20 protein-coding genes and 3 pseudogenes are annotated in these 25,369 nt (G+C 46.5%); 10 read left to right on the top strand and 13 right to left on the bottom strand.

The features are described 5' to 3' along the window. Positions 1-319: 319 nt before the first annotated feature. From NE638_RS12125 to dnaA, 12 genes and pseudogenes are all read right to left on the bottom strand, one after another. Positions 320-1,612: a UDP-N-acetylglucosamine 1-carboxyvinyltransferase gene (locus tag NE638_RS12125; protein WP_092073580.1), complete on the bottom strand. Its 1,293-nt coding sequence runs from the start codon at positions 1,610-1,612 to the stop codon at positions 320-322. A gap of 200 nt (positions 1,613-1,812) precedes the next feature. Then, positions 1,813-2,325, bottom strand: coding sequence for a shikimate kinase (locus NE638_RS12130; protein WP_044961515.1), 513 nt, complete (start codon positions 2,323-2,325; stop codon positions 1,813-1,815). 236 nt (positions 2,326-2,561) lie between these two features. Continuing rightward, a pseudogene (locus tag NE638_RS12135) lies at positions 2,562-3,149 on the bottom strand (flavin reductase family protein); the annotation flags it as partial. 13 nt (positions 3,150-3,162) lie between these two features. Further along, the gene (locus NE638_RS12140) at positions 3,163-4,833 is read right to left on the bottom strand and encodes a putative manganese-dependent inorganic diphosphatase (protein ID WP_044961512.1); all 1,671 of its coding nucleotides are present in this window, start codon (positions 4,831-4,833) and stop codon (positions 3,163-3,165) included. 29 nt (positions 4,834-4,862) lie between these two features. Beyond that, positions 4,863-5,765: a 30S ribosomal protein S1 gene (locus tag NE638_RS12145; protein ID WP_118368779.1), complete on the bottom strand. Its 903-nt coding sequence runs from the start codon at positions 5,763-5,765 to the stop codon at positions 4,863-4,865. Positions 5,766-6,815: 1,050 nt separating this feature from the next. Further along, complete coding sequence (locus NE638_RS12150) at positions 6,816-7,283, bottom strand: DUF1002 domain-containing protein (protein WP_015526559.1); 468 nt, start codon at positions 7,281-7,283, stop codon at positions 6,816-6,818. Positions 7,284-7,708: 425 nt separating this feature from the next. Next, positions 7,709-8,584 (bottom strand): 16S rRNA (adenine(1518)-N(6)/adenine(1519)-N(6))-dimethyltransferase RsmA, encoded by an 876-nt coding sequence (gene rsmA / locus NE638_RS12155; RefSeq protein WP_015526558.1) that lies wholly within the window; start codon positions 8,582-8,584, stop codon positions 7,709-7,711. Positions 8,585-8,611: 27 nt separating this feature from the next. Continuing rightward, positions 8,612-11,485 (bottom strand): hypothetical protein, encoded by a 2,874-nt coding sequence (locus NE638_RS12160; RefSeq protein WP_173746269.1) that lies wholly within the window; start codon positions 11,483-11,485, stop codon positions 8,612-8,614. A gap of 55 nt (positions 11,486-11,540) precedes the next feature. After that, the gene (gene recF, locus NE638_RS12165; RefSeq protein WP_173746271.1) at positions 11,541-12,632 is read right to left on the bottom strand and encodes a DNA replication/repair protein RecF; all 1,092 of its coding nucleotides are present in this window, start codon (positions 12,630-12,632) and stop codon (positions 11,541-11,543) included. Between the two features lie 4 nt (positions 12,633-12,636). Continuing rightward, complete coding sequence (locus NE638_RS12170) at positions 12,637-12,843, bottom strand: RNA-binding S4 domain-containing protein (protein WP_021650164.1); 207 nt, start codon at positions 12,841-12,843, stop codon at positions 12,637-12,639. A gap of 393 nt (positions 12,844-13,236) precedes the next feature. Next, the gene (gene dnaN, locus NE638_RS12175; protein WP_015526556.1) at positions 13,237-14,352 is read right to left on the bottom strand and encodes a DNA polymerase III subunit beta; all 1,116 of its coding nucleotides are present in this window, start codon (positions 14,350-14,352) and stop codon (positions 13,237-13,239) included. 277 nt (positions 14,353-14,629) lie between these two features. Next, positions 14,630-15,997, bottom strand: a complete 1,368-nt coding sequence (dnaA, locus tag NE638_RS12180; RefSeq protein WP_015526555.1) for a chromosomal replication initiator protein DnaA — start codon at positions 15,995-15,997, stop codon at positions 14,630-14,632. 121 nt (positions 15,998-16,118) lie between these two features. Here dnaA and NE638_RS12185 point away from each other — a divergent pair, with 121 nt between their 5' ends. The 6 genes from NE638_RS12185 (at position 16,119) to jag (ending at position 19,825) form a co-directional block, all read left to right on the top strand. Further along, positions 16,119-16,364 (top strand): hypothetical protein, encoded by a 246-nt coding sequence (locus NE638_RS12185; RefSeq protein WP_129975748.1) that lies wholly within the window; start codon positions 16,119-16,121, stop codon positions 16,362-16,364. A gap of 205 nt (positions 16,365-16,569) precedes the next feature. Further along, the gene (gene rpmH, locus NE638_RS12190) at positions 16,570-16,704 is read left to right on the top strand and encodes a 50S ribosomal protein L34 (RefSeq protein WP_005423866.1); all 135 of its coding nucleotides are present in this window, start codon (positions 16,570-16,572) and stop codon (positions 16,702-16,704) included. A gap of 82 nt (positions 16,705-16,786) precedes the next feature. Beyond that, positions 16,787-17,149 (top strand): ribonuclease P protein component, encoded by a 363-nt coding sequence (gene rnpA, locus NE638_RS12195; RefSeq protein ID WP_021650160.1) that lies wholly within the window; start codon positions 16,787-16,789, stop codon positions 17,147-17,149. Continuing rightward, positions 17,127-17,339, top strand: coding sequence for a membrane protein insertion efficiency factor YidD (yidD, locus tag NE638_RS12200; protein WP_015526553.1), 213 nt, complete (start codon positions 17,127-17,129; stop codon positions 17,337-17,339). The genes rnpA and yidD overlap by 23 nt, the downstream gene beginning before the upstream one ends. A 140-nt stretch (positions 17,340-17,479) precedes the next feature. Further along, the gene (gene yidC, locus NE638_RS12205) at positions 17,480-18,796 is read left to right on the top strand and encodes a membrane protein insertase YidC (RefSeq protein ID WP_227588498.1); all 1,317 of its coding nucleotides are present in this window, start codon (positions 17,480-17,482) and stop codon (positions 18,794-18,796) included. Between the two features lie 21 nt (positions 18,797-18,817). Continuing rightward, the gene (gene jag, locus NE638_RS12210) at positions 18,818-19,825 is read left to right on the top strand and encodes an RNA-binding cell elongation regulator Jag/EloR (RefSeq protein ID WP_015526551.1); all 1,008 of its coding nucleotides are present in this window, start codon (positions 18,818-18,820) and stop codon (positions 19,823-19,825) included. Between the two features lie 88 nt (positions 19,826-19,913). Here jag and NE638_RS18260 read toward each other — a convergent pair. Next, positions 19,914-20,135 (bottom strand): annotated as a pseudogene (locus tag NE638_RS18260) (DUF6783 domain-containing protein). On the opposite strand from NE638_RS18260, the pseudogene NE638_RS18265 reads away from it, so the two are divergent. From NE638_RS18265 to rsmG, 4 genes and pseudogenes are all read left to right on the top strand, one after another. Further along, positions 20,073-20,210: pseudogene (locus NE638_RS18265) on the top strand (DUF6783 domain-containing protein); the annotation flags it as partial. The pseudogenes NE638_RS18260 and NE638_RS18265 overlap by 63 nt on opposite strands. Positions 20,211-20,313: 103 nt before the next feature. Next, positions 20,314-21,690, top strand: coding sequence for a tRNA uridine-5-carboxymethylaminomethyl(34) synthesis GTPase MnmE (gene mnmE, locus NE638_RS12215; RefSeq protein ID WP_173746273.1), 1,377 nt, complete (start codon positions 20,314-20,316; stop codon positions 21,688-21,690). A gap of 821 nt (positions 21,691-22,511) precedes the next feature. Further along, entirely contained in the window at positions 22,512-24,401 is a 1,890-nt protein-coding gene (mnmG, locus tag NE638_RS12220; RefSeq protein WP_021651030.1) for a tRNA uridine-5-carboxymethylaminomethyl(34) synthesis enzyme MnmG, read from the top strand. 45 nt (positions 24,402-24,446) lie between these two features. Beyond that, positions 24,447-25,166, top strand: a complete 720-nt coding sequence (gene rsmG / locus NE638_RS12225) for a 16S rRNA (guanine(527)-N(7))-methyltransferase RsmG (RefSeq protein ID WP_059086520.1) — start codon at positions 24,447-24,449, stop codon at positions 25,164-25,166. The last annotated feature ends 203 nt before the right edge of the window (positions 25,167-25,369 follow it).

Below are 25,369 nucleotides of genomic sequence, written 5' to 3' on the forward strand. Positions count from 1 at the left end.
CGGGAAGGTACTCTGCGGCCACAAGCCGCAGAGTAAGCCCCATCTGTCTGAGCCAGGTACGCATCAGCGTACATGGCGAGTTATGGGGTGCCCTGCACGACAGGCGCCTCAGACGCCTAGTATGACCCGGCGAAACGACCGCACCAGGCACGACCATGCAGCCGTCCCGCTGGCAGTCTGTCCGTTCGTCCCTCCCTCCATTCATCCCTCCCACCCACACAAAAAAAGAGCCCCCAGGCCAAAACACCCGGGAACTCTCCCCAAAACGCAAAACTCAAATATCCAATTATCATCAATCGTTACCAGTTGTCACCAACCATCACCCAACACGCAGCCGAAACTTCTGAATCTCCTTCTCACTGGAAACCCTCTCAATCTCAGCCCCAAGACTCCTGAGCTTCTCCTCAAAATTCTCATACCCACGCTGGATATAAACAATATCATCAACAACCGTAACACCCTCAGCAGCCAGCCCCGCAATAACAAGCGCAGCCCCCGCACGAAGATCCGGCGCACTCACACGCGCCCCCGTAAGCTTCCTCACACCATCAATAATAGCAGAGTTCCCCTCCACCTTAATATTGGCACCCATCCGGGAAAGCTCATCCGCATACTTAAACCGGTTCTCAAAAATACTCTCAGTAACAATACTCGTACCCTCAGCCAAAGCCAAAGTAACCGCGATCTGCGGCTGCATATCCGTAGGATAACCAGGATAAGGCAACGTCTTCACATGCGTACGATGAAGCACATGCGGCGCACGGACACGAACCGCATCATCAAACTCCTCAACCTCACACCCGATCTCCTCAAGCTTAGCAGTAGTAGCCTCAAGATGCTTAGGAATAACATTACGAACAGTAACATCACCACGAGTAGCCGCAGCAGCAAACATAAACGTACCAGCCTCGATCTGGTCCGGAATAATCGAATACTCCGTACGATGAAGCGTCTCAACACCACGGATACGGATCACATCCGTACCGGCACCCTTGATATTCGCCCCCATACTGTTCAGGAAATTCGCCACATCAACAACATGCGGCTCCCTCGCAGCATTCTCAATGATCGTACGGCCAGTCGCCATAGAAGCAGCCATCATAATATTAATAGTAGCACCAACAGAAACCACATCTAGGAAAATATGGCTGCCATGCAGATTCTCCGCCTTGGCAACAATAGCACCATGACAGATATCAACATCCGCACCAAGAGCACGGAAACCCTTCAAATGCTGGTCGATCGGCCTGCTGCCGATATTACATCCACCCGGAAGCGGAACCTCCGCATGCTTATACTTACCAAGCAAAGCACCCAGAAGATAATAAGAAGCACGGATCTTCTTGATAAACTCATAATCCACGCTGAGATTGCCGATAGTAGAACCGTTGATCTTTACAGTAGACTTATCAATACGCTCAACCTGAGCCCCGATCTCGGAGATCGCCTCAAGCAGAACATTGATGTCCCTAACATCTGGCAGATTCTCGATCAATATAGTTTCATCAGTCATAATGGCTGCTGACAATATCGCAAGCGCCGCATTCTTCGCACCCGCAATATCCACTTCTCCAACCAGAGGATTGCCGCCTTTAATCACATACTGTTCCATAACACACCTCTATTATTTTACTCCTCTATGAGCAGAAACTTTCTCTGAATTTACTGCAGGAACAAATGTTCCGCAATACCGTTTTTTAGGTCAGTTGTATATTATAACACATATTTCAGATTTGTAAACAATTTATGACGAAAACCTGTCACAACCCATGACCCGAAACACTCCAGCAAACCGTTTCCACAAGCCAACAGTTACGCCTTATCTCCCCTGTTCTTCAATGCCTCAAGCACAACCTGGAGACTCCCCTCCAGATCCTTATCCTCTTCATCCACCACAATGTCCGCATATTTCTCATACAAAGGAACACGCTCATCATAAAGACTCGCCAGCGTCTGCCCCTCCTTGAGCACAACACCACGCCCCTTAAGATTACCAAGACGCCTGGAAAGAAGCTCCAGCGAGATCTTAAGATACACCACAACACCCTCAGACTTCAGATGCTGCATAGCCTCATCGCAGTAAACCACACTTCCACCGGTAGCGATCACCGTATTCTCCACCTGGATCGAAGCATTCACACGATTCTCGATCGCCTTGAAGCCCTCTGTACCCTCATCCGCAATGATCTCACTCAGAGTCCTTTTCTCCGCCTTCTGGATCAGCAGATCAGAGTCAATAAACTGGTACCCAAGTACCTTCGCAAGAACGACACCGATGCTACTCTTCCCCGCACCAGGCATTCCTATCAGTGTAATATTATTCATACTGTATCCTTTCATTTTAGCATAACAGCTGCCAAACCTCAACAAACGTTACGGCTCCGCAGAACCTACTGTTTCTCTCTCCCTGCCTTTCCCGACGTCTTTAATTTCCTTGACATCCCTGGCTTCCCCGATGTCTTCAACTTCCCTGACATCCCTGGCTTTCCTGACATCTTCAACTTCCCTGACATCCCTGGCTTTCCTGCCATCTCTGATTCCCTGTCTGATTTCTTATCCAACTTCTTCTGCATCTGCTTCTTCTGCTGCTTCTTCTTTACGCTGTAGCCGAAGGTTCCCACCTTCCGGCCACCCGCCAGATACTCCCCATGGGAATAAACCAGAAGCCCCGCATCATTAAGACGAAACCTGTTGTTTTTATCCATATAAGCTTCATCCGCATGGACCGCAAGCACATCCGCAAGAAACATGTCATGAGACCCCAGCTCCTTCACCTCACGCACCCTGCACTCGATCGAAACCGGAGCCTCCCCGATCATCGGTGCAGAAACAAACTGCGCTTTCTCTTTCGTAAGGTTCAGCTTCCGGAACTTGTCCACATCACGTCCCGAACGGACCCCGCAGAAATCCGTTGCATACGCCAGCTTCTCCGTTGTCAGATTGATCACAAATTCACCCGTTTTCCGGATCATATCATAGGAATAACGGGAAGGTCGGACAGAAATATAAGCCATCGCCGGATTGGTACACACCGTACCCGTCCATGCAACCGTTATGATATTATCGTTTCCCTCACCATCGGTAACACTCACCATTACAGCCGGCAGCGGATAGATCATGTTCCCCGGCTTCCATAACTGTTTCGCCATTTTCCGTCACCTCTTACGCATAATCGCTGTTCATCAGCTGAGCAGCCTCCATCATAGCCGGGATCAGCTGCTTCTTTCTGGAAACCACACCCGGCAGACTGAAGGTATCTCCATCCGGTTTCCGCTCAAAAGCGATCTCCGCCATCTGCTGGCTGCCCTCCCCGTAAAACAGAAGCTCTGTAGACTCCTCCAGGATATTCGTCAGCATAAAATAAACTCTCGTGATATCATGACGGCCACACTCACTCACCATAAACGGCATCAGCTTCTCCTTGATCTCCTTAAGCTCCTCGCTGTCCATGGAACTGATCTGACCCACACCAAAGGAAACATTACCCTCACCGATAAACTTCTTGTAATCCTGATAAAAAATCTCCTCCGGAGACTTATCCTTCAGATTACTTCCCGCAGAAAACATCTCTCGGGCAAACTCCTCGATCTTGATCCCCGCGATCAGCGCAAGAGCACTGGCAGCGATCTTATCCGTCTGCGTACAGGTCGGTGAACGGAACATCAATGTATCCGAAATAATAGCCGCACAGAGAAGCCCCGCGATCTTTTCCGGTATCTCCAGTCTCTGCTCTCCGTAGATCTCATAAAGGATCGTACCCGTACATCCCACCGGCTCATTACGAAAAGCAACCGGCGTCATGGTCTGCAAGGTACCCAGCTTATGATGATCGATGATCTCAAGGATCTCCGCCTTCTCGATATTATCAACAGCCTGATCCACCTCATTATGATCCACAAGAACCACTTTCTTTTTATGCATATCCAGAAAATTACGTCTGGAGATCGTACCGATACACTTACCATGAGGATTGATCACCGGAAACGCCCTGTGACGGTTTTTGATCATAACATCCTGGATATCATCCGTAAAATCCTCGGTATTAAACGTAACCATGTTATCCCGCTTCATAACAAAACTGACCGGAATACTCTGATTGATCAGACGCGCAATATTAAACGTATCATACGGAGACCGGATGATCACGATATTCTTCTCATGAGCAAGCTTTATAACCTTCTCGGAAACCACGATATTCAGCCCCACGATGATACAGCTGACATTCTGGCTGATCGCCTGAAGATGATCCTCCTCACGGTCACCCATGATGATCATATCATCCTCCTCAACGTAGCCCTCCAGCATCTTCGGGTTGGCAGTACCGACAAGCACACGCCCCTTCACAAAATATCCGTGTCCGTTACCTTCCACCACTTCACCGCCAACAGTCTCGGCAATTCTCTGATACTGTGTCCTCGCATTGGAAAGAAGATAACTGTCTGTAGTATCCATATAGGTCTTTGCGATATCACCAATCGTCACAAGCCCCTCCAGACACCCATCTTTATCCCGGATTGGAAGAGAAACGATCCCGTTCTCCTGCATCAAATCCCAGGTATTCTTCAGCGACATATTCTTATCCGCCTGCGGACTGGTCCGGATATCCATATCCTTGACCTGCGTACCGATATTTCCCAGATAAGCCGGCGGCTGTACGCCAAAACGGTTCAGCACATACCTGGTCTCCTCATTGATCTGCCCCGCTCTCTTCGGGATATATTTTTTATTCTGCGTAGTTCTGTTCTTAATATCCGCATAAGCAATAGCCGAACAGATGGAATCCGTATCCGGATTCTTATGTCCGATTACAAATATTCTCTCCGGTTTTTTCATACACATCCATCCTTTTTCATCCAAAATAATCATAATTTAATATTTGCAAACAAAGCACCCAGGGAAGTAGTAGCCTCCTCCCCCGACTCCGGAAGCTCAAAAGACTCCTCCTCAACCTCCTTAGCCATCAGATCCGATGCCTCTTTAATACTCAGGCTCAGCTTACCATCCTTGATTGCGATAACCTTCACCTTAACCTTATCCCCAACACTCAAAACCTCAGAAGGCTTCCGAATCCTCTTCTCACATATCTGAGAAATATGCACCAGCCCGGAAACCCCGTTCCCAAGCTCCACAAAAGCACCATACGGCTGCAAACTCTCAACCGTACCCTCCGTCACAAAACCAACCTGGATATTGGAAATCTTATTCCGTCTCTCCACCTCAGCCCTCTCACGAAGAATCTCCCTCGCCGAAAGCACCAGCCTCTTCTTCGCCTTATCAACCTCGATCACCCGCACCTGGATCGGCTTATTCAGAAACACCTCCGTATCCTCAACAAACTCCAAAGCAAGCCTGGATGCCGGAATAAAACCACGGACACCCTCAACATAAGCAATGGCACCCCCGTTAACGATCCCCTTCACAACAACATCCAGCACCTCACCCGAATCCTGAAGCTCCTTCAGCCTGTCCCAGGCAAGCACATCCGCAGCATCCGCTCTGGAAAGAAGAATATTCCCCTGACCATCATCCCTGCGAAGAACCATCGCTTGAACCTCATCCCCCGGCTGAACAGCCTCTTTAATATTAAACCCCGGCACCCGGGAAAACTCCTCCACCGGAATAAAACCCTCAGCATAAAACTTAAGGTCAAGAACACCCCCCGACTCATCCACACTCACAACAGTCCCTGAGATAATATCACCCTCATCGATCCTCTTAAAAGAAGCCTCCAGCTCCCTCTCAAAATCCTTCATAGACTCCGCCATATCCAGACCTCCCATTCAAACAAAAACCCAACCACCGCCGCCCCAAACCAGACGACAGCACTATAATCCTAATCATTATAGCATGCACACCCCACCCGCGCTATATTTTTTGCACTGGAAATTTCTTAACCCCTTTATTTCTCTCCAACGCACAGGACAGACTCAAATCAGCCCATTTATCACACCCTTGATGCTTTCTTTATTTCTCTCTAACACACAGGACGGACTTAGTACGATTCCAGAATTTCTTTGTAGTGGATCCTTTTTATTTCTCTCCAACGCACAGGACGGACTTAGTACGATTCCAGAATTTCTTTGTAGTGCATCCTTTTTGTTTCTCTCCAACGCACAGGACGGACTGCCGGAGGGGCGGCTGCATGGTCGGGACCCGGTGCGTCGGAGTAAGCCGCTGGTCATACTTAGCGCCTGAGGCTTCTGACGGGAAGGTACTCTGCGGCCACAAGCCGCAGAGTAAGCCCCATCTGTCTGAGCCAGGTACGCATCAGCGTACATGGCGAGTTATGGGGCGCCCTGCATGGCAGAAGACTCAGACGCTTAGTATGACCCGGCGAAACGACCGCACCAGGCACGACCATGCAGCCGCCCCTCCGGCAGTCCGTCCGTCCCTCCCTCCATCCCACCCACAAAAAAAAGAGCCCCAAAAAAGGCCCAAAAACGAGGAGTGCCCCGGTAGTGGCTTACCGGGGCGATTATTATGAAAAAAATTGTATGTGTAATGATACAGATACACACCATTACAGCGTCTTTCGTAACGTTCTTTCGAACTATCCCTATACTACCAGACAAATATGAACAAACAATGAACATCTCGTAAACAATTAGCGCATTTGCACAATTTTTTCCAAAATACCCTCCCCCAATTTATAAAAACGCCACATTCACAAACAAAACCAAAGCCCTAAACATTGTACATATTGTACATCTCAACCAAACAAACCAACAACAACCCCAACAAAAGAGCCACAACCCTCACCCTCTAACTCAAACTCCATCTAAAACATCATCAAAAACACCAGCCATCACAAACCATCACCGCCGTGAAAGCATCCCCTTAATAAACTCAATCGCCTTCTCAAAAATATTCTTCACATCAGACTTCGTAACACCCATATCCTTCAAAGTACTATAAGCATCACTCACATACCCCTTGATCTGATCATCACTCATCTCGATCCCACGGAACTTACTGATAATATTAACCAGCGAACTCTTATCATCCTCATTAAGACTCACCCCAAAATGATCCGCAGCCTCATCGATCCCCTGAGAAATCTCATCATCCGTGATCTGGTTAGAATCAAAAAGCCCCTTCACATAAACAATGATATCCCCAACCTTATCCGGATCAGAAGCAAGAGACCCAACCTCATTATCCTTCAGGATCTCCTCCGCCTGACTCATAACAGAACCGGAATCAGACGCCATAACCATCATCGGAGATGTACATGAAATAACACCCGCAATAACCAAAGCTGTAACCTTGTTCAATCTTCTCATAATATTCAACCTCCATACGGGCACCAGCCCTTATTAAAAATTGCCTTTTACTATTTTTAACTATCTTTTACTGCCTTTTTATTACCTCATCATTACCTTTTCGACGCCCCTCAGTATACCACACACCCCCACCCCTCTGTAAACCGCAATTTTCCCCATTCCCACCCACACCATTCAGACTTTATGTATATCACCAAAAATATATTCACAATATTTTCATATTTTAAACAAACTTTCCTAACATCTCATCAGTAAAATAAAAAATGTAAATTTTTCATTACTTACTTATGTCTGACACCTCAGACATAACCTCCTTTCTATAACAAATATATAGATCCGGACAGGAACCCTCTCCAACATTCCCGTCCGGAAACGCAAAAAGAACCCGGAACAGCTGCCCGGGCTCTTTTTGCGTTTATCATATATTAATTTTTCTCATCATAAATACAGTTGGCAAGCATCGCAAACTGCTCCAGTGTCAGCGCCTCACCCCTGATATTCAGCGGAAGATCACACCTGTTGAACACATCCTCGATCTCCTCCTTACTCAGGGAAAAATCTCCGGAATTTCTGATCCCGTTCACAAGTGTCTTTCTCCTCTGGTTAAAAGATGCACGGATCAGACGGAACATAAGCCCCTCATCCTTCACATCCACCGGCGGCTTCTCATAACGCGTCAGCTTGATCACCGCACTTCCAACCTTCGGCCGCGGCATAAAACAGTTCGGCGGTACATTCGCAACGATCTCCGGCTTCGCATAATACTGCACAGCCAGGGAAAGCGCACCGTAATCCTTGGTACCGGGACCAACCTGCATACGGTCTGCAACCTCCTTCTGCACCATGACAGTGATCGAATCCACAGGAACATTCTTCTCAAAAAGCCCCATGATGATCGGAGTCGTAATGTAATACGGCAGATTCGCAACCACCTTCACAGGCTTACCGCCGTTTTTCTCATCTGCGATCTTTTTGATATCCGTTTTCAGGATATCGTTATTGATCACGGAAACATTATCCCAGTCCTTCAACGTATCCTTAAGGATCGGGATCAGCGAACTGTCGATCTCCACAGCAGCCACCTCTCTGGCAGCCTCCGCAAGATACTGGGTCATAGTTCCGATACCCGGACCGATCTCCAGTATAAAATCATCCTTCGTGATACCCGAAGACTCAATGATCTTTTCCAGAACATGCTCGTCGATCAGAAAATTCTGACCAAACCTTTTCTGGAAAACAAAATGATACTTTTGAAGGACTTCAATGGTATATTTCGGGTTACCAAGATAAGGTCTGGCCATATTTTTTACCTCTGCTTTTTCTTATTTTCAGCTGAAATCCTTTTCAAAAAGTACCGTGTAGCCATCACGGTCCACACGCTTCTTGGAACGCTTGAACAATCCGCTCTGAGCTCTCTCCATAGCCTTATCCAGCATGGTCTTCACAGTACCGATGCACATCGGCTGATCCTCCTTCTGGTTGATCCCGATCAGATTATACAGAGCAAGCATGCCCATCTGGTCGATACGGAATCCATTCTCCATGGTATAGACCTTGGCGAAATTAACAAGTTCATCGTTTGTAAATACAGGAATGTTGATCATGGATGTAAACTTCTTCGCAAGCTTCGGATATCTTGCGATCAACTTACGCATACCGATCTTTTCATCCTCCAGGATCACGATCATTCCCTTTGTGTTTCCGGTCATAGCTTCCTCAAGCTCATCTGCTGTTTCCTGGGAAAGCTGGTTTGCATCCTCGATAACAAGGAAACCGCCGGCAAGCTTGGATACGATCTCCGGAATATCCTTTCCGTTGAGATCATCCGCAAATATATAGGCAACCTTGGAAGCCTCGATATTCAGCTCTTTACAGATTGCCGGGATCAGACTTGAGATCAGTCTCGTCTTACCTGTTTCTCTGCCGCCCATAACGATCACATTTCCGGTCTGGGAGGTCTTGTCTGCTGCGCCCATCTGCACATCGCAGAGTACATCAAGCAGCTGTTCCTTCATTCCGGGAACTGTAACAAAATAGGTGAAAAGCTGTTTTTCTTCATCTGTGAGCTCTTTCTTTCTGGAAACGATCTTTGTAGGATCCTTTTCCGGATGGATCGTAGCGATAAATTTCTCAAGCTGCTCTTCCTCGCTGAGCTCCGCTTCCTCATCGTCCTCTTCCATGGCTTCATCAGAATCATCACCGATGAGACTGCTGATAAAATCATCCTCATTCTCGTCATCCTCATCCTGGAAGTCAAAGGCGTCATCACTGTATTCTTCTTCCTCATCAAGAAGATTTTCCTCTTCCGCTGCAGCCACCGGTTCCTCATGATGAATCTTCGCTGAAGGCTCTGCTGCCGCCTTCTGCACCTGCTCCTCAGATTCCAGTGAAGGAATCTCCGGAAGCACATCCTCTTCTTCCACCGGCTTCTGTACTCCTGACGGACCATTCAGAAACTCTGCTTCTGCAGCCTGAAGATCCTCCTCAGTAACCGGCTCCTCATCTTCATCAAATACGATATCCGGAAGTCTGGTATCGGAAGTCTCCGTTACCTCTTCCTCCTGCTGAGCGGAGATCTGCGCCATGATATCCTCGATATCTGCCGCATCCGGCTCCTCCGGAACAAATTCATCAGCCGCAATATCCAGATCCTCAATACCTGCCGGCTCTTCCGTTACGTCGGACTGCTGGACATCCGGAGATTTCTCTTCCTCCGGGATATCGATTCCCTGCTGCGTAGCTGCTGCCAGAATAGTATCCTCCAGGTTGAAGTCCTTATCTTTATCCTTCCCGGACCTGTCACCTACAGATGCCGCAATCTCCTCGATATTTCCGAAAATTCCGGACGCGTCTGGGATCTCTGCGGAACTGCTTGCATTCTCCGGGTCCACATTGATCATGGACTTCGGGATCTTCAGCTCCGGCATACGGATCGTTGCGGAAAAATCAGGCTTGCCTTCCTCATTGAGCGGAACCCCTGCAGCCTTCTCCTTCATGATCTCTGCAACACTCTGGGACAAAGACATCTCTGTAGCTTTCTCAGCCTCAGCTTCTTCCGCTTCCTGATAAGTCTCTTCTTCCTCTTTATCCTGCTGTTCCTGAGCCTGCAGCTTCATACTTCCGGATGACAGGTTCTCAACACCGGATGCCAGCGGGATCTCATCCGCTTCCTGTCCGGAAAACTCTTCTTGCTCTTCAGAAAGCTCATCCGAAGCTTCCTCACTTCCTTCTGCTGCTTCGATCTTCTCAGAATCTGTAAACTCCTCTGACGGTTCTGCTGCCGCAGCAGTCTCAGCCTCCGGCGTTTCCGCCTGTTCCGTCACATCCTCAGAGCCTGTGGAAACCTCATCCGGCTCTTCATCCTGCGCAGCTTCTTTTTCCTCCATATCCTCTTCCGCAGATTTCTTATGTCCGCCAAAGATATCACGGAATCCCTTGGAAAGCTTCTCCTGGAATGTCTCCGCACTGTTCAGATCCCGCTCATCATCTACCTGGATAGTATCTGTGACCGGTTTTGCCTCCTCATACTCGCCGGATGCTTCCTTGCTCTCCCTGATCTCCTGCGCCTTTTCCGGCGGGATCAGCTTCGGGATAAAACGCTGTTCATATTTCTCTTTCTCTTCGCCAGTGAGAACACCCATCCGCTGTTTCAGGTCAAGGGCCTTCATCACATAAGTTCCGTCATTGAACCAAAGGATCATCTCATTGCAGAGATCCAGGCACTTCTGCTTGTCTCCTGCCTTGTAATAGAGCTTGGCCAGCTCATAGGACCAGCGCTCCGTAAATTCCTTCTCCTTATATTCCTCAAGAATACGGATCTGTTCATTCAGAGATGCATTCTTCGCTCTGGCGATCTTATATTTCAGTATATACTGGCTGTTATCATTACCTGCCACTTCTCTGTATTCATCAAAGAATTCTGTGGCTTCACTGATCTGTCCCATTTTCAGGGAAACCTCGATCAGACGGTAAAGTATGTTCTTGCCGATCGGCGCTCTGTGGTAGGCAAGAAGAAAAATTTCCTTGCTCTCTTCATAACGCTTGTTGGCCGCGTAGATCTCGCCCACTACACAAAGGGTACGGACGTTTTTCACACGACGCCAGTCAATGCTGTCAACAATCTGCATGGCGCCTTTGTAATCCTGGGTCTCGACCAGCTTATTGATCTGTCCCAGCTTAACGCGAAACTCCTCTTTATCCAAAATATTCACCAACTTTCCATAATCAGAATCAGTTTACCATATGCATACGGGCTTGTCAAAACCCTTTAGGCATATAAACATGCCCCTTTACCACCTGAAAAACCCTGTTGATCTTGAACTGATGGCTGACAAAATCATCCAGTCCTGTACAGGTGATCAGAGTCTGTATATCGTGGATGCTTTCCAGCAGATATGTCTGCCTGCTGCTATCCAGCTCCGAAAGAACATCATCCAGCAGAAGAACCGGTGTATCCCGGATCTTTTTCTTCACCAGATAGATCTCCGAAAGCTTCAGGGAAAGGGCCGCAGTCCTCTGCTGCCCCTGAGAACCATACCTCCGGATGTCGATCCCGTTGACCTTTACGCAGAAATCATCTCTGTGCGGTCCCACGGAGGTCAGCTTCATCCGAAGATCCCGCTCCCGGTTCCTGGCAAGCTTATCCTCAAACTCCGCCGCCGTCACACTTGGCTCGTATAGGATCTCCAGCTCCTCGATCCCGCCGGTAAGCCCCTTATGAAGCCCCCTTGCGATCTCGTTAAGCTCCTCCACAAAGGCTTCCCGCTTCCCGATGATCTTCTTTCCGTAATCGACCATCTGCATATCCCAGACATCCAGGGTACCTTTCAGCCCGGGGTTCATATAACAGTCTTTGAGAAGACGGTTTCTCTGGTTCACGATGTGATTGTAGCCGGCCAGCTCCGTGATATAAACACCATCCAGCTGACAAAGCTCCGAATCCAGAAAACGTCTTCTCTCTCCCGGTCCATTCTTGATAATATTAAGATCCTCCGGAGAAAAAAACACCAGATTCACCACCCCCAGCAGCTCCCTTGCCTTGCGGATCGGCAGCCCGTTGATGGCAACTCCCTTTGCTTTGTTTTTCCGGAGGTGCATGTCTATTTTGTATGAAAGATCGCCCTTCTTCACCATCATTCGGATATGGGATTCCTCATTCTCAAAGCGGATCATCTCCCGGTCCTTGCTTCCCTTGTGGGATTTGCTGGTACCTGCCAGATAAACCGCCTCCAGGATATTGGTCTTTCCCTGGGCATTGTCGCCGTAGAGAATATTGGTGCCTTGATCAAAATTCATCTCCAGCGACTCATAATTCCTGAAATTATTCAGTCTGATGGATTCAATGTACATTCCTTCACCCGATCACGTAAATATCTTTTCCATCGTAGGAAATGGTATCTCCAGGATGGATCTTGCGGCCACGGCGGTTCTCCACCTCACCGTTCACCAGTACCAGACCATCATTGATGGCATATTTCGCCTCAACGCCGTCCTCCACAACACCTGCCAGCTTCAGCGCCTGGCCAAGCTTGATAAATTCGTCTTTAATTCTGATCTCCAATTTTTTCTCCTCTTATCTCCGGGGTATTTTCTCCGTCAGATCGATCTTTTCTGATCTTCTGGCGGTATTTAAAATCCCCCCAAATACAAATTTCACCGGAAGGCGGTAATTTAAATACCCCCTTCCAGCAGTTTACGCATAAAACAATTTTCAGAACGCGATCGCATTCCCATGCACAATCGGTCAAAAACGGTCACGCATTTTTGGTGTATCCGTTTATATCAATCCTGATATCTGCCGTCAGGCTGTACGTGCCCTACGGACACTTACATATCCTAACTGCCGAGCTCAATTCTGTTCACAGCTTCAAGTATGTGCGTCTCACACGTACACTCACATTCCCGAAGCTGCTGCGTACATCTCTTGTCCCTTATTCCTTATATTTCCCAGGTTTTATCTGGCCTGATTCTGGTTGATGTTTACAGGAAGGATCAGGTAAGTATAGTTCTCCTCATCGTCACGGATAAAGCATGGTGCCTTCGGATTTACAAGATAGATCGTCACAGTTTCATCATCAATAACACGAAGCGCATCGATCAGGAATTTCGGGTTGAAGCCGATCATGATATCCTTACCCTCTTTTTCAATATCGATCTCTTCATTCATGGAACCCATTGCAGAATCAATGCGCAGTTCCATATCATCGTCTGTGATGTTGATGATGATCGGTTTTTTGTCAACCTCACGTACCAGAAGTGTGGCACGGTCGATACAATCCAGGAACTCTTTTTTGTTGATCTTCAGTTTTGTCTCATAATCACTGGAAAGCATCTGGTCAATTCTGAAATATTCTCCCTCGATCAGTCTGGAAACTACCATAGTCTGATCAAATTCAAATAAAATATGGTTTTTTGTAAAGTAAATGCTGACCTGATCATCCACTTCTCCGGAAAGGATCTTGCTGACCTCGCTTAAAGTTTTGCCCGGAACTACCACCTTACGGTCAGAATAATCTTTCTTAAGGGACATTTTGCGGATAGAGATACGATGTCCGTCCAGAGAAACTACCTTCAGACAGTTATTTTTGATCTCAAAAAGCTCACCGGTCATAAGCTTATTGTTTTCATTTACAGCAATCGAAAAAATAGTCTGGCGGATCATTTCTTTCAGTGTGTACTGAGAGATCGTCAGCGGTTCATCCTTCTCGATCATCGGTAAATAAGCAAAATCTTCTCCTGATTTTCCAGGGATATTGAATTTTGCTTTTTCACAGGTAATGGTTGCTGCATATTTATCATCGGTCTTAATGGTAACATCATTATCCGGAAGTCGTCTGATGATTTCATAGAAGATTTTTGCATCAAGAGCAACTTTACCTTTTTCTTCAATAGTACCCTCAACGATGGTTTCAATTCCCAGCTCCATATCGTTGGTGGTAAATTTGATCTGGTTTGTGGTTGCATCCATGAGAATACATTCCAGGATTGGCATTGTGGTTTTTGATGGAACTGCTTTGAGTGCGATACTTACACTTTTTAACAGACTTGATTTGGAGCAGATGATTTTCATAGTGTGTATAACTCCCTTTCTGAACAATTTGTGGTTTTTATAAATATATTTATAGAAAAAATCCGCAGTAACCGCCGTAGGGGGCCAGATTTTGTGAAAAACTCCCGCAGGCCTGATGTTTTCAGGGGTTTTCCGTTGGGATAACTTTGTGTAAAAGTGGTATTTTCGCATGTGAATAACCCGGGGATAAAATTACCGCCGCGTTTTGGCAAAAAAGTTGTACACATCTCTCCACATACAATCAACACGTTATACACCAGTAATGTGGAAAACTTCCCTAACCTTGTGGATTAATCTTCTTTTTCAATATATCAATGGTATTTTTTAAGTTATCGTCGTTCTGCAATTCGTTTTCGATCTTTTCGATACCGTGCATAACGGTGGTATGGTCACGGTTTCCGAGCGCTTTTCCGATATTTTTCAAAGGTGTGGATATGATCTCACGGCAGAGATACATGGAAACCTGGCGGGGCATGACGATCTTGGAGTTTCGTTTGTTTCCGCTTAAGTCCGCAGGTGTGACTCCGTAATGCTCTGCAACAACGGAGATGATGTATTCCGGTGTGATCACTTTTTTCTCATCCGGAGAAATAATATCCTTCAGTGCCTGCTCTGCCAGCTCCAGAGTTACTTCCTTTTTCTCAAGCTTGGCTCCGGCCATGACCTTGTTGAAGGCACCTTCCAACTCACGGATATTGGATTTGATATTGGTAGCGATATATTTGATAACATCTTCACTGATGTTGTAGCCGTTCATTTCTTCATTTTTATGAAGAATCGCCATTCGGGTTTCGTAATCAGGCAGCGTGATATCTGCGATCAGACCCCACTCGAACCGGGAACGGAAGCGCTCTTCCAGGATTTCCATATCCTTCGGTGGTTTATCAGAGGATATGATGATCTGCTTTTTGGCACTGTGAAGACTGTTAAATGTATGGAAAAATTCCTCCTGTGTGGATTCTTTTCCTATAATAAACTGAATATCATCGACAAGAAGAACGTCGATATTTCTGTATTTTTCACGGAATTTGCTCATTGCCGTGTTATTTCCGTTTCGGATGGTTTCGATCAGCTCGTTGGTGAATTCCTCACTGGTTACATACAAAACACGGCTGTTTTCGTCGTGTTCCAGAATGAAATGAGCGATGGAATGCATAAGATGCGTCTTACCAAGACCGGCTCCGCCATAGATAAACAGTGGATTGTAGGTATCTCCCGGTGATTCGGCAACTGCAAGAGCTGCGGCCTGGGCGAATTTGTTATTACTTCCTACAACGAAGGTGTCGAAGGTGTATTTTGGATTTAAATGCGCCTCTTCGTAACGTGTATCCTGAACCTGTTTATCATAAGAAGTGTTTTTTTCTGTTTTTTTGGGGAGATCTTTTTCCAGAACGAAGCGAACCTCGCATTCTTCCATGCCTGTCAGTACACAGATAGTAACCTGGAGGGGTATTTTGTAGCGTTTACTGATGTAATTGACTCCGATCGCTGCCTGTTCAGAGGGAACAACCACTGTTATCAGCTTTCCGTCAACCTCATAAACTTTCAGCGGCTTGAGCCAGGTATTAAAAGGGACATCAGTCACCTCATATTCAGATTTGACAGTTTGCAGGATCTCCTCCCATTTTTCAATAACAGCGTCCATTTTTTCCTCCCATGAGTATTATAATAACCCCAGTCTGCGACTGGAGATAGATATCCTTTTATATATTACAATGAAAATGGGGTTTTCGCAATGGAAAATCCTTGAGATTTTGGGGAAAAGAATGTGGATAATGTGGGGAAATTACTGTGGATTAGGGTGGATTATTGTGGATAAGAGTCCTGGAGGTTTCCATAAGTCGAGAATTGGTGGAAAATGTGGAAGAATTATGTGTATAAAAAAATCCACCTTAAAAATACCGCAAATAAAGGGTTTTTTTGAAAACGATGTGAACAAACCCTCCGAAAAAGTGGATAGATTTCCGGTCAATCCACAAGTTATCCACAAGTTATCCACAAAATGTGGATAATGTTACGTAAACCATAAGCGCTTTCCACATAAGAGAAAAAAATAAATACCGTAAGGTGGGGGTATTTTATAGAACCCTTGATTTTATCGGGTTTTTTGCAATTTTTACTTGACGAAAAGGAGGTTTATTTATATAATTGAAACGATGTTCTGAATGATAAGTTATTTCATAACAATTAAAAATAGATAAAGGAGGTGCTTTACCTATGAAGATGACATTTCAGCCAAAAAAGAGATCCAGAGCTAAAGTTCACGGCTTCAGAGCTCGCATGAGCACAAAGGGCGGACGTAAAGTATTAGCTGCAAGAAGATTAAAAGGAAGAAAACAGTTATCAGCATAAGCTGCAAGACCGCATTTATGTGGTCTTTTCTTCTATCCGGAGAAATATCCGCGCAGGCGGAATCTAATTAAGGAGGATTCGTTTGATCAGATCAGAGTCCTTAAAGAAAAATCAAGATTTTAAAGTTGTATATCAGAACGGAACATCGTACGCAAATCGGCTTCTGGTGATGTACGTGCTGAAGAATCAGCACATGAAGAATCGTCTGGGAATATCAGTAAGCAAAAAAGTAGGGAACAGTGTGGTTCGCCACAGACTCACCAGATTGATCAGAGAAAGCTATCGTCTCAACGAAACAGATTTTGACAGTAACCTTGATATTGTAGTAGTAGCGAGAGCCGCAGCCAAGGGCAAGAGCTTTCACGAGATCGAGAGTGCTTTTCTGCATCTTGCAAGAAAGCATCATATAACAGGGAATGAACATGATAAAGAAATTTCTGATTAAGATGATAAGGCTCTATCAAAAATATATATCGCCGATGAAGAGAACGAAATGTCCTTATATTCCCACATGTTCTCAATATGGTTTGGAAGCAATCGAAAAATATGGCGCATTTAAGGGTAGTCTTCTTGCGGCATGGAGGATATTGCGATGCAATCCTTTTTCCCACGGAGGCTATGACCCTGTGCCATGAATTATTTTGTGACTGTTCAGCCTTTTCCCGGGCAGAGCAGTTATCGGAATTTGTAACTGTTCAGTACTTCCGCAGTTAGTGGACGAATGAATAGTTACCGGACTTTTACAATTGAATAAGAAGTCTAGGAGGAAATGAATTTGGAACTGTTTTTAGCAACAAAAACCGGAACTCCTATTATCGGACAGATCGCGTCTGTGATGGGATGGATCATGGATGGCATATATAAGATGCTTGACGGCCTGTTCGGAATCCAGAACATTGGTCTTTGTATCATTATCTTCAGTATTCTTATCTTTGCCTTTATGACACCGCTGCAGATCAAGCAGCAGAAATTCTCCAAGTTAAGCGCGATCATGCAGCCTGAGATCCAGAAGATCCAGAAGAAATATCAGGGTAAAAAGGATCAGGCTTCCATGATGAAAATGAACGAAGAAACCCAGGCTGTTTATCAGAAATATGGTGTTTCTCCAACCGGTAGCTGTGTACAGTTAGCCATTCAGATGCCTATTCTGTTTGCTCTGTATCAGGTTATCTACCGGATTCCTGCTTACGTTGGAAGTGTAAAGAACATTTTTACTGGTGTAGTTGACAACCTGCTAGCTGTAAACGGATACACAGATATCCTGCAGCAGTTTATCACAGACCATTCCATGACACGAGTGCGTCTCGTTATGGACAGTGCCGGAAATGCTACAAGTAACTCGATTGTTGATTTTCTGTATGCACTTTCTCCTTCCCAGTGGAAAGAGCTGGCACAGATGAATCAGTTTTCAGGATTTTCTGATGCGATCACAAAAGCATCCGGCAATATTTCCAAGATGCAGGGCTTCTGTGGCCTGAATATCGCAGACCAGCCGCTGTACTATATCATGGAATTCTTCAAAAATCATGGTTCTCTGTTACTTGCGATCGTAGCACTTCTGATCCCGGTTCTTGCATGGGCAACTCAGATGCTGAACCTGAAGCTTATGCCACAGGCTGCAACACAGCCGGCAGACGGAAATGATCAGGCCAGCGCAATGGCAAACTCCATGAAAACCATGAACATGGTCATGCCTCTGATGTCTGCATTCTTCTGTTTTACATTCCCGGTTGGTCTTGGTATCTACTGGATCGCCAGTGCTGTCGTTCGAAGTGCCCAGCAGTTTGCGATCAATCGTCATCTTGATAAGATGAACATTGATGATCTGGTTAATGAGAATATGAAGAAGATCGAAGCGAAGCGTGCGAAGGAAGGACTTCCGCCGCAGAAGATCACCAATCAGGCTCATCAGTCCGCCAAGAATATCAATAAACCTGTGATCAATAAGGGCAACAGCGGAAACAATGGTGCTTCAGACAGAGCACAGAAGGTTGATACTGCCTATGAGAAGGCAAGAAGTGCAAAACCGGGCAGCATCACAGCTAAAGCAAATCTCGTAAGAGACTTTGATGAGAGAAATAAGAAGAAATAATCAGGAACGGAGGGGTTCGTAATGGAGGATTACATTCAGTTTTCAGCAAAAACAAAGAATGAAGCTATCACAAAAGCGTGTCTTGAGCTTGGAACTTCCAGTGACCAGCTTGATATTCAGGTTATCAGTGAAGGCAGCTCCGGATTCTTCGGAATCGGCAGCAAACCTGCCGTGATCAAAGTTCGCAGAATCGAGCCAGTTTCTGATATGCAGGAGATCGATGAACTGGTAGAGTCCGTGAAACTGGACGCTATCAAAGAAGAGAAGAAATTAGAAAAGCCTTTTACTCCGGATGTAAAGAAAGAATCTGCACCGAAAGCAGCTCCTGCAGAGGAGAAGAAGCCGGTGAAGAAAGAAGCTGTACAGGTGGAGAAGGCATCCGAAGAAGCACCTGCAAAGGCAGCAGCACCAAAGGAAAGACCTGCAAGGGATTTCCAGGGCAAAGCAAAGCCTGCACGTGAGAAACAGCCAAGAGCTCCAAAGGAGCGTCAGCCGAAGGAAACACGTGAGAGAGCACCGAAGCAGGGCAGACCGATAGAGATCCTCAGCGATCCGGAGAAGATCAGAGAGGTTGAGGAGAGAGCAGTCGTATTTCTTCGTGACGTATTCGGTTCCATGGATCTTGGAGAAGTGGAGATCACATCGAAATACAACACTGCAGACGGTTCTCTGGATGTGGATTTTGAAGGTGAGGATATGGGTATCCTCATCGGAAAAAGAGGCCAGACACTGGATTCTCTTCAGTATCTGACAAGCCTTGTGGTAAACAAAGGCGAGTCTACCTACATTCGTGTAAAACTCGATACCGAGGACTACAGACGCCGTCGTAAGGAAACTCTGGAGAACCTTGCAAGAGGAATTGCCTTCAAGGTAAAGAAAACCAGAAAACCGGTAGTTCTGGAACCGATGAATCCGTACGAAAGAAGGATCATCCATGCATCTCTGCAGGGCAACCGCTATGTAGAGACAGTCAGTGAGGGAGAAGAACCTTACAGACATGTAGTAGTAAAACTGAAACGCAATAATTGATGATCCACCGGTAAAGCTATAGGCCGTATCCCGGAGCGTAAGCTCCGTGGGTACGGCTTTTTTGTATGGAACTGAAAATTAAAAATTATCATTGCAATCTCCGCAACAATTCTTTATAATCATTGAAGAGCAAATAACAAAAGATATTTCTGCAGCGGACATCCGGAATGCAGAGATTAGAGCGTATTTGAAAAATCATTCCCGCAATCTGCACGCCCCACTTTGCGGTATATTTTGCCCGAATTCAGTTGCCGTAGCCCGCTACGGCGCCTTCATCCGGACAAAATCTCCCACAAATTGTGACGCACATCTTGCAGAAAGCCTTTTTCAAACACGCTCTAGCATTATAAATATGGAAACTGACAGAAGATGTTATTCTAGGTGAAAGCGTGAATAACACGTGTTTTTTGCGTGTAAAAAGCTTTTCCGGAGTAACATTTTTGCGTTTAACCGGATGCTTTTATCCGTTTGACAAAGGAGAGTGAAAAATGGAAGAGACAACGATTGCTGCGATTTCCACAGCCATGAGCGCATCGGGAATCGGGATCGTCAGGATCAGTGGCCCGGAGGCTTTTGAGATCGCATCCGGAGTATACCGTTCCAAGGGTGGAAAAAAATCTCTGAAAAACGTCCCAAGCCACACCATCCATTATGGATATATTTATGATAACGAAGAAATGGTAGACGAAGTGCTGGTCATGGCCATGCGCGGACCACGGACATACACAGGAGAAGATACCATAGAAATCGACTGCCACGGCGGCGTTTTAGCCATGAAAAAGGTACTGGAAACTGTGCTGAAAAACGGAGCCATTATTGCCGAGCCGGGAGAATTTACCAAGCGTGCATTCCTCAATGGAAGGATCGATCTTTCCCAGGCGGAGGCCGTTATGGACGTGATACAGTCCAAAAATGAGTACTCATTAAAGAATTCTGTAGGACAATTAAAAGGTTCGGTCCGAAAAACCGTACAGCAGATCAGAGAAAAACTACTGTACCATATAGCGTACATTGAATCGGCATTAGACGATCCGGAGCACTATGATCTGACAGGATATTCGGAAGAATTAGAGCAGATCGTAGCAGAAGAAAAAGAAAAGATACAGAACCTGTTAAAAACAGCCGGAGACGGAAAGATCATACAGGAAGGTATCCGGACCGTGATCCTGGGTAAGCCGAACGCAGGGAAATCTTCTCTGCTGAACCTGCTTCTGGGAGAGGACAGAGCCATCGTGACCGATATCGCAGGAACCACCAGAGACGTACTGGAAGAGTATATCAACCTGCATGGGATCACATTAAAGATTGCTGACACAGCCGGAATCCGCCAGACAGAAGACATCGTAGAGAAAATCGGCGTATCCAAAGCCAAAGAAATGGCAGCAGACGCAGACCTGATCCTCTATGTCGTAGATTCCTCCGTACCGTTAGATGAAAACGACGAAGAAATCATAAAAATTTTGCAAGAGAAAAAGACAATTGTCCTCTACAGCAAGACAGACCTTGAATCTGCTATAGATATAGAGGATTTAAAGAGCAGAATAAACCAGCCGGTAATCCCAATCTCCGCAAAAGAAGAAACCGGGATCACAGACCTGGAAGAAAAAATCCGGGAAATGTTCTTCAGTGGGGAGATTGACTTCAATGATGAAGTCTACATCACCAATGAACGCCACAGACAGGAGCTTTTAAAAGCACGGGAAAGTCTTTCTCTGGTAGAAAATAGCATAGAAAGCGGAATGCCGGAGGATTTTTATTCCATAGACCTGACAGATGCATACGAAAGTCTGGGACGGATTCTGGGAGAATCACTTGGGGAAGACCTTGTTAATGAGATATTTTCTAAATTTTGTATGGGGAAATAATAACCGCATGGGCTGCGGAGGCCCCGGCCGAATGGCCGCATGGATTGCGGAACTCCGGTCGTATAACCGCATAGATTGCGGCTCCCTGCTGTATGCCACATGGACTGCGGAAGCCCGCAGAGGGTAGATCACATTGGAATGTGAGAAAACCGCAAAGGGGCACAAGGCCGCGCCCCTCTGCACACCCCTGGGCCTTTTTTATATAGTGCAGCGATTGTGGAATGCTGAAAGAAACTAACTTGTGTCTGTATGCTTCTGTATCGGCAATTCGACACTGAGCCGAAATATATCAAACGGAACTTTGTATATTTCTGTAGGATATATTGTTGCATAATATAGATTGCGGAGACCCCGCCGTATATACCGCATAGATTGCGGAACTCCGGCTGTATATGCCGCATGGGTTGTGGAACCTCGGCTGCATATGCCGCATAGATTGCGGCTCCCGGCTGTACGCCACATGGACTGCAGAATTCCGCAGACGTGCATCGCACGTCGAGAACCTCATTACAGTTCCACTGCAACCTCCTCGGCACAACGTTCCGCATCCAATACCGAAGCATACAGACAAAAGTCAACACCGTACCCCACACCACAACCCAAGAACTCCTAAAAAAAAGCCCGAGGGGTGTGCAGAGGGGCCGTGGCTTTACGGCCCCTTTGCGGTTTTCCACAGCTTCCCAAAGCAAAAAAACCAGGCCTTCTGCCAAGCAAGAAAGTAAAAATAAAACCAAAAACCAACCACACAATAAACAAAGAAAAAGAAAATCACAAAGAAAAATAAAGAAAAAGAATAAGAGAAAAAATAAAGGAGAAAAAGCATGAAAAATCTGGAACAGTTTTTCGACATCATAGTAGTAGGCGCCGGTCACGCAGGCTGCGAAGCATCACTGGCATGCGCCCGCTTAGGGCTCAACACAGTCATGTTCACAGTCAGCGTAGACAGCATCGCCCTTATGCCCTGCAACCCCAATGTAGGCGGCAGCTCCAAAGGGCATCTCGTCCGTGAGCTGGATGCTCTCGGTGGGGAAATGGGTAAAAACATAGACAAAACCTTCATCCAGTCCAAAATGCTCAACCAGTCCAAAGGCCCTGCAGTCCATTCCCTTCGTGCACAGGCCGATAAACAGGCCTACAGTACAGAAATGAGAAAGACACTGGAAAATACAGAGAACTTAACCATCCGCCAGGGTGAAGTGACCGAGCTTCTGGTAGAAGACGGGCACATCACCGGTGTAAAAACCTTCTCAGGAGCCACCTACCACGCAAAAGCTGTAGTCCTCTGTACAGGAACCTACCTCAAGGCCCGCTGCATTTACGGCGACGTCAGCAACTATACAGGACCGAACGGCCTTCAGGCAGCCAATTACCTTACGGATTCCCTGAAAAAGCTGGGGATCGAAATGTTCCGCTTCAAAACAGGAACTCCGGCCAGAATCGCCGGAAACACCATTGATTATTCTAAGATGGAAGAGCAGTTCGGAGATGAAAGAGTCGTACCGTTCTCTTTTTCCACAGACCCGGAAGCTGTACAGATCGAGCAGAAATCCTGCTGGCTGACCTATACAAACGAAAAAACACACGAGATCATCCGTGCAAATCTGGACAGATCCCCCCTTTATTCCGGAATGATCGAAGGAACCGGACCACGTTACTGTCCGTCCATTGAGGATAAAGTAGTTCGTTTTGCAGACAAAAAACGCCATCAGGTATTTATCGAACCGGAAGGTCTTTACACAAATGAAATGTACATCGGCGGAATGTCCAGCTCCCTGCCGGAGGATGTTCAGTACGAGATGTACCATTCCGTACCGGGTCTGGAGAACGCCAGGATTGTAAAAAATGCTTACGCTATTGAGTATGACTGCATTAATCCGCGCCAGCTCTATCCCACACTGGAATTCAAAAAGATCAAGGGCCTTTTCAGCGGCGGACAGTTTAACGGAAGCTCCGGATATGAGGAAGCAGCCGCTCAGGGCCTCATAGCGGGAATTAATGCAGCTATGGAGGTAAAAGGCCGGGAACAGCTGATTTTGGACCGCTCAGAGGCATATATTGGCGTTCTCATCGATGATCTGGTAACAAAGGAGAACCATGAGCCGTACCGAATGATGACAAGCCGTGCTGAGTACCGTCTGCTCCTCCGCCAGGACAACGCAGATCTTCGTCTTCGTAAAAAAGGCTGGGAGGTCGGCCTGATCGATGATGAGACATACCATAAATTACAGGAAAAAGAGCGCCGGATCCAGGAAGAGATCGAGAGAGTGGAACATGCAACCGTAGGTGGTTCTGCAGAGGTACAGAGCCTTCTGGAATCTCTGAACAGTACCCTTCTGAAATCCGGAACCACCATTGCAGAGCTGATCCGTCGGCCGGAGCTTAACTATAAGGTGCTTGCACCCATCGATAAAGAAAGACCGGAGCTTCCGGAAGATGTATGTGAGCAGGTAGAGATCAACATCAAATATGATGGCTACATCCGCCGTCAGATGAAGCAGGTAGAGCAATTTAAGAAACTGGAGCAGAAAAAGCTTCCGGAAGACATTGATTACGAAGATGTAGGAAGCCTCCGCATTGAGGCACGCCAGAAGCTGGAAGCCTACAGACCGGTGTCCATCGGCCAGGCGTCCCGTATCTCCGGTGTATCCCCGGCTGACATTTCCGTGCTTCTTGTATATCTGGAAAGCAGATCCGAACATAAACACAGATAATACAAAGAATAACAATAAAACACAGAAAATAAGAGAGGAAGCTGCATGTACAATTTAGAAATCCTGGAAAAAGGCTGCGAGGAGCTTGGGATCACACTCAGTGACACGCAGAAAAACCAGTTTATTCGGTTCTACGAATATCTTGTAGAAAAAAACAAAGTCATGAACCTCACCGGTATCACAGAATTTGACGAGGTTCTCGTGAAACATTTCCTGGACAGCCTCTGCTGCGTCAAGGCTGTAGATATGGGTAAGATAAAAACCGTTATGGACATCGGAACCGGCGCCGGATTCCCGGGTGTTCCCCTGAAGATTGCCTTCCCGGAGGTGGAAGCCTGCCTTCTGGACTCCCTCAATAAAAGAGTAAAATTCTTGGAAGAAACCTTTGCGCTCCTGGGCCTGGAGGGGATTTCCGCCATTCACGGAAGAGCTGAAGAATATGCAAAAAACAAAGCCTACAGAGAAAAATATGATCTCTGCGTATCCAGAGCAGTATCCGGACTGGCAACCCTGTCTGAATACTGTCTCCCGTATGTAAAAGTCGGAGGGCTTTTTGTCTCCTATAAATCCGGTTCTGTAAAGGAAGAAGCAGAAGCAGCAGAGAAAGCAGTAAAGATCCTTGGTGGAAAGATCAGGGATATTCAGTACTTTGACCTTCCGGGATCTGAGATCGGCCGCTCCCTGGTCATTATCGAGAAGGTAAAGAACACCCCAGGCAAATATCCGAGAAAAGCCGGAACACCGCTCAGAGAGCCACTGGCATAAGATACCTCCTGTCGAACAAAGGCAAAATCTGTCCGACAGGAGATTTTTTTGTCCGGGAGTTTCACAAAATTATCACAAATTTATCCTACTTTTATCACAAATTACTTTTACACTATAATCCGATAGAGATGCCCCTGGATTCCCCCATTCTCTGTTTCATCCAGGGGCATTTTCTATTGGTGTTGAAAAGACGCCAGAGTCAA

It is taken from the genome of Blautia sp. MSK.18.38, assembly GCF_024460535.1.
In the GTDB taxonomy this organism is placed as follows: Bacteria; Bacillota; Clostridia; order Lachnospirales; family Lachnospiraceae; genus Blautia_A; species Blautia_A fusiformis.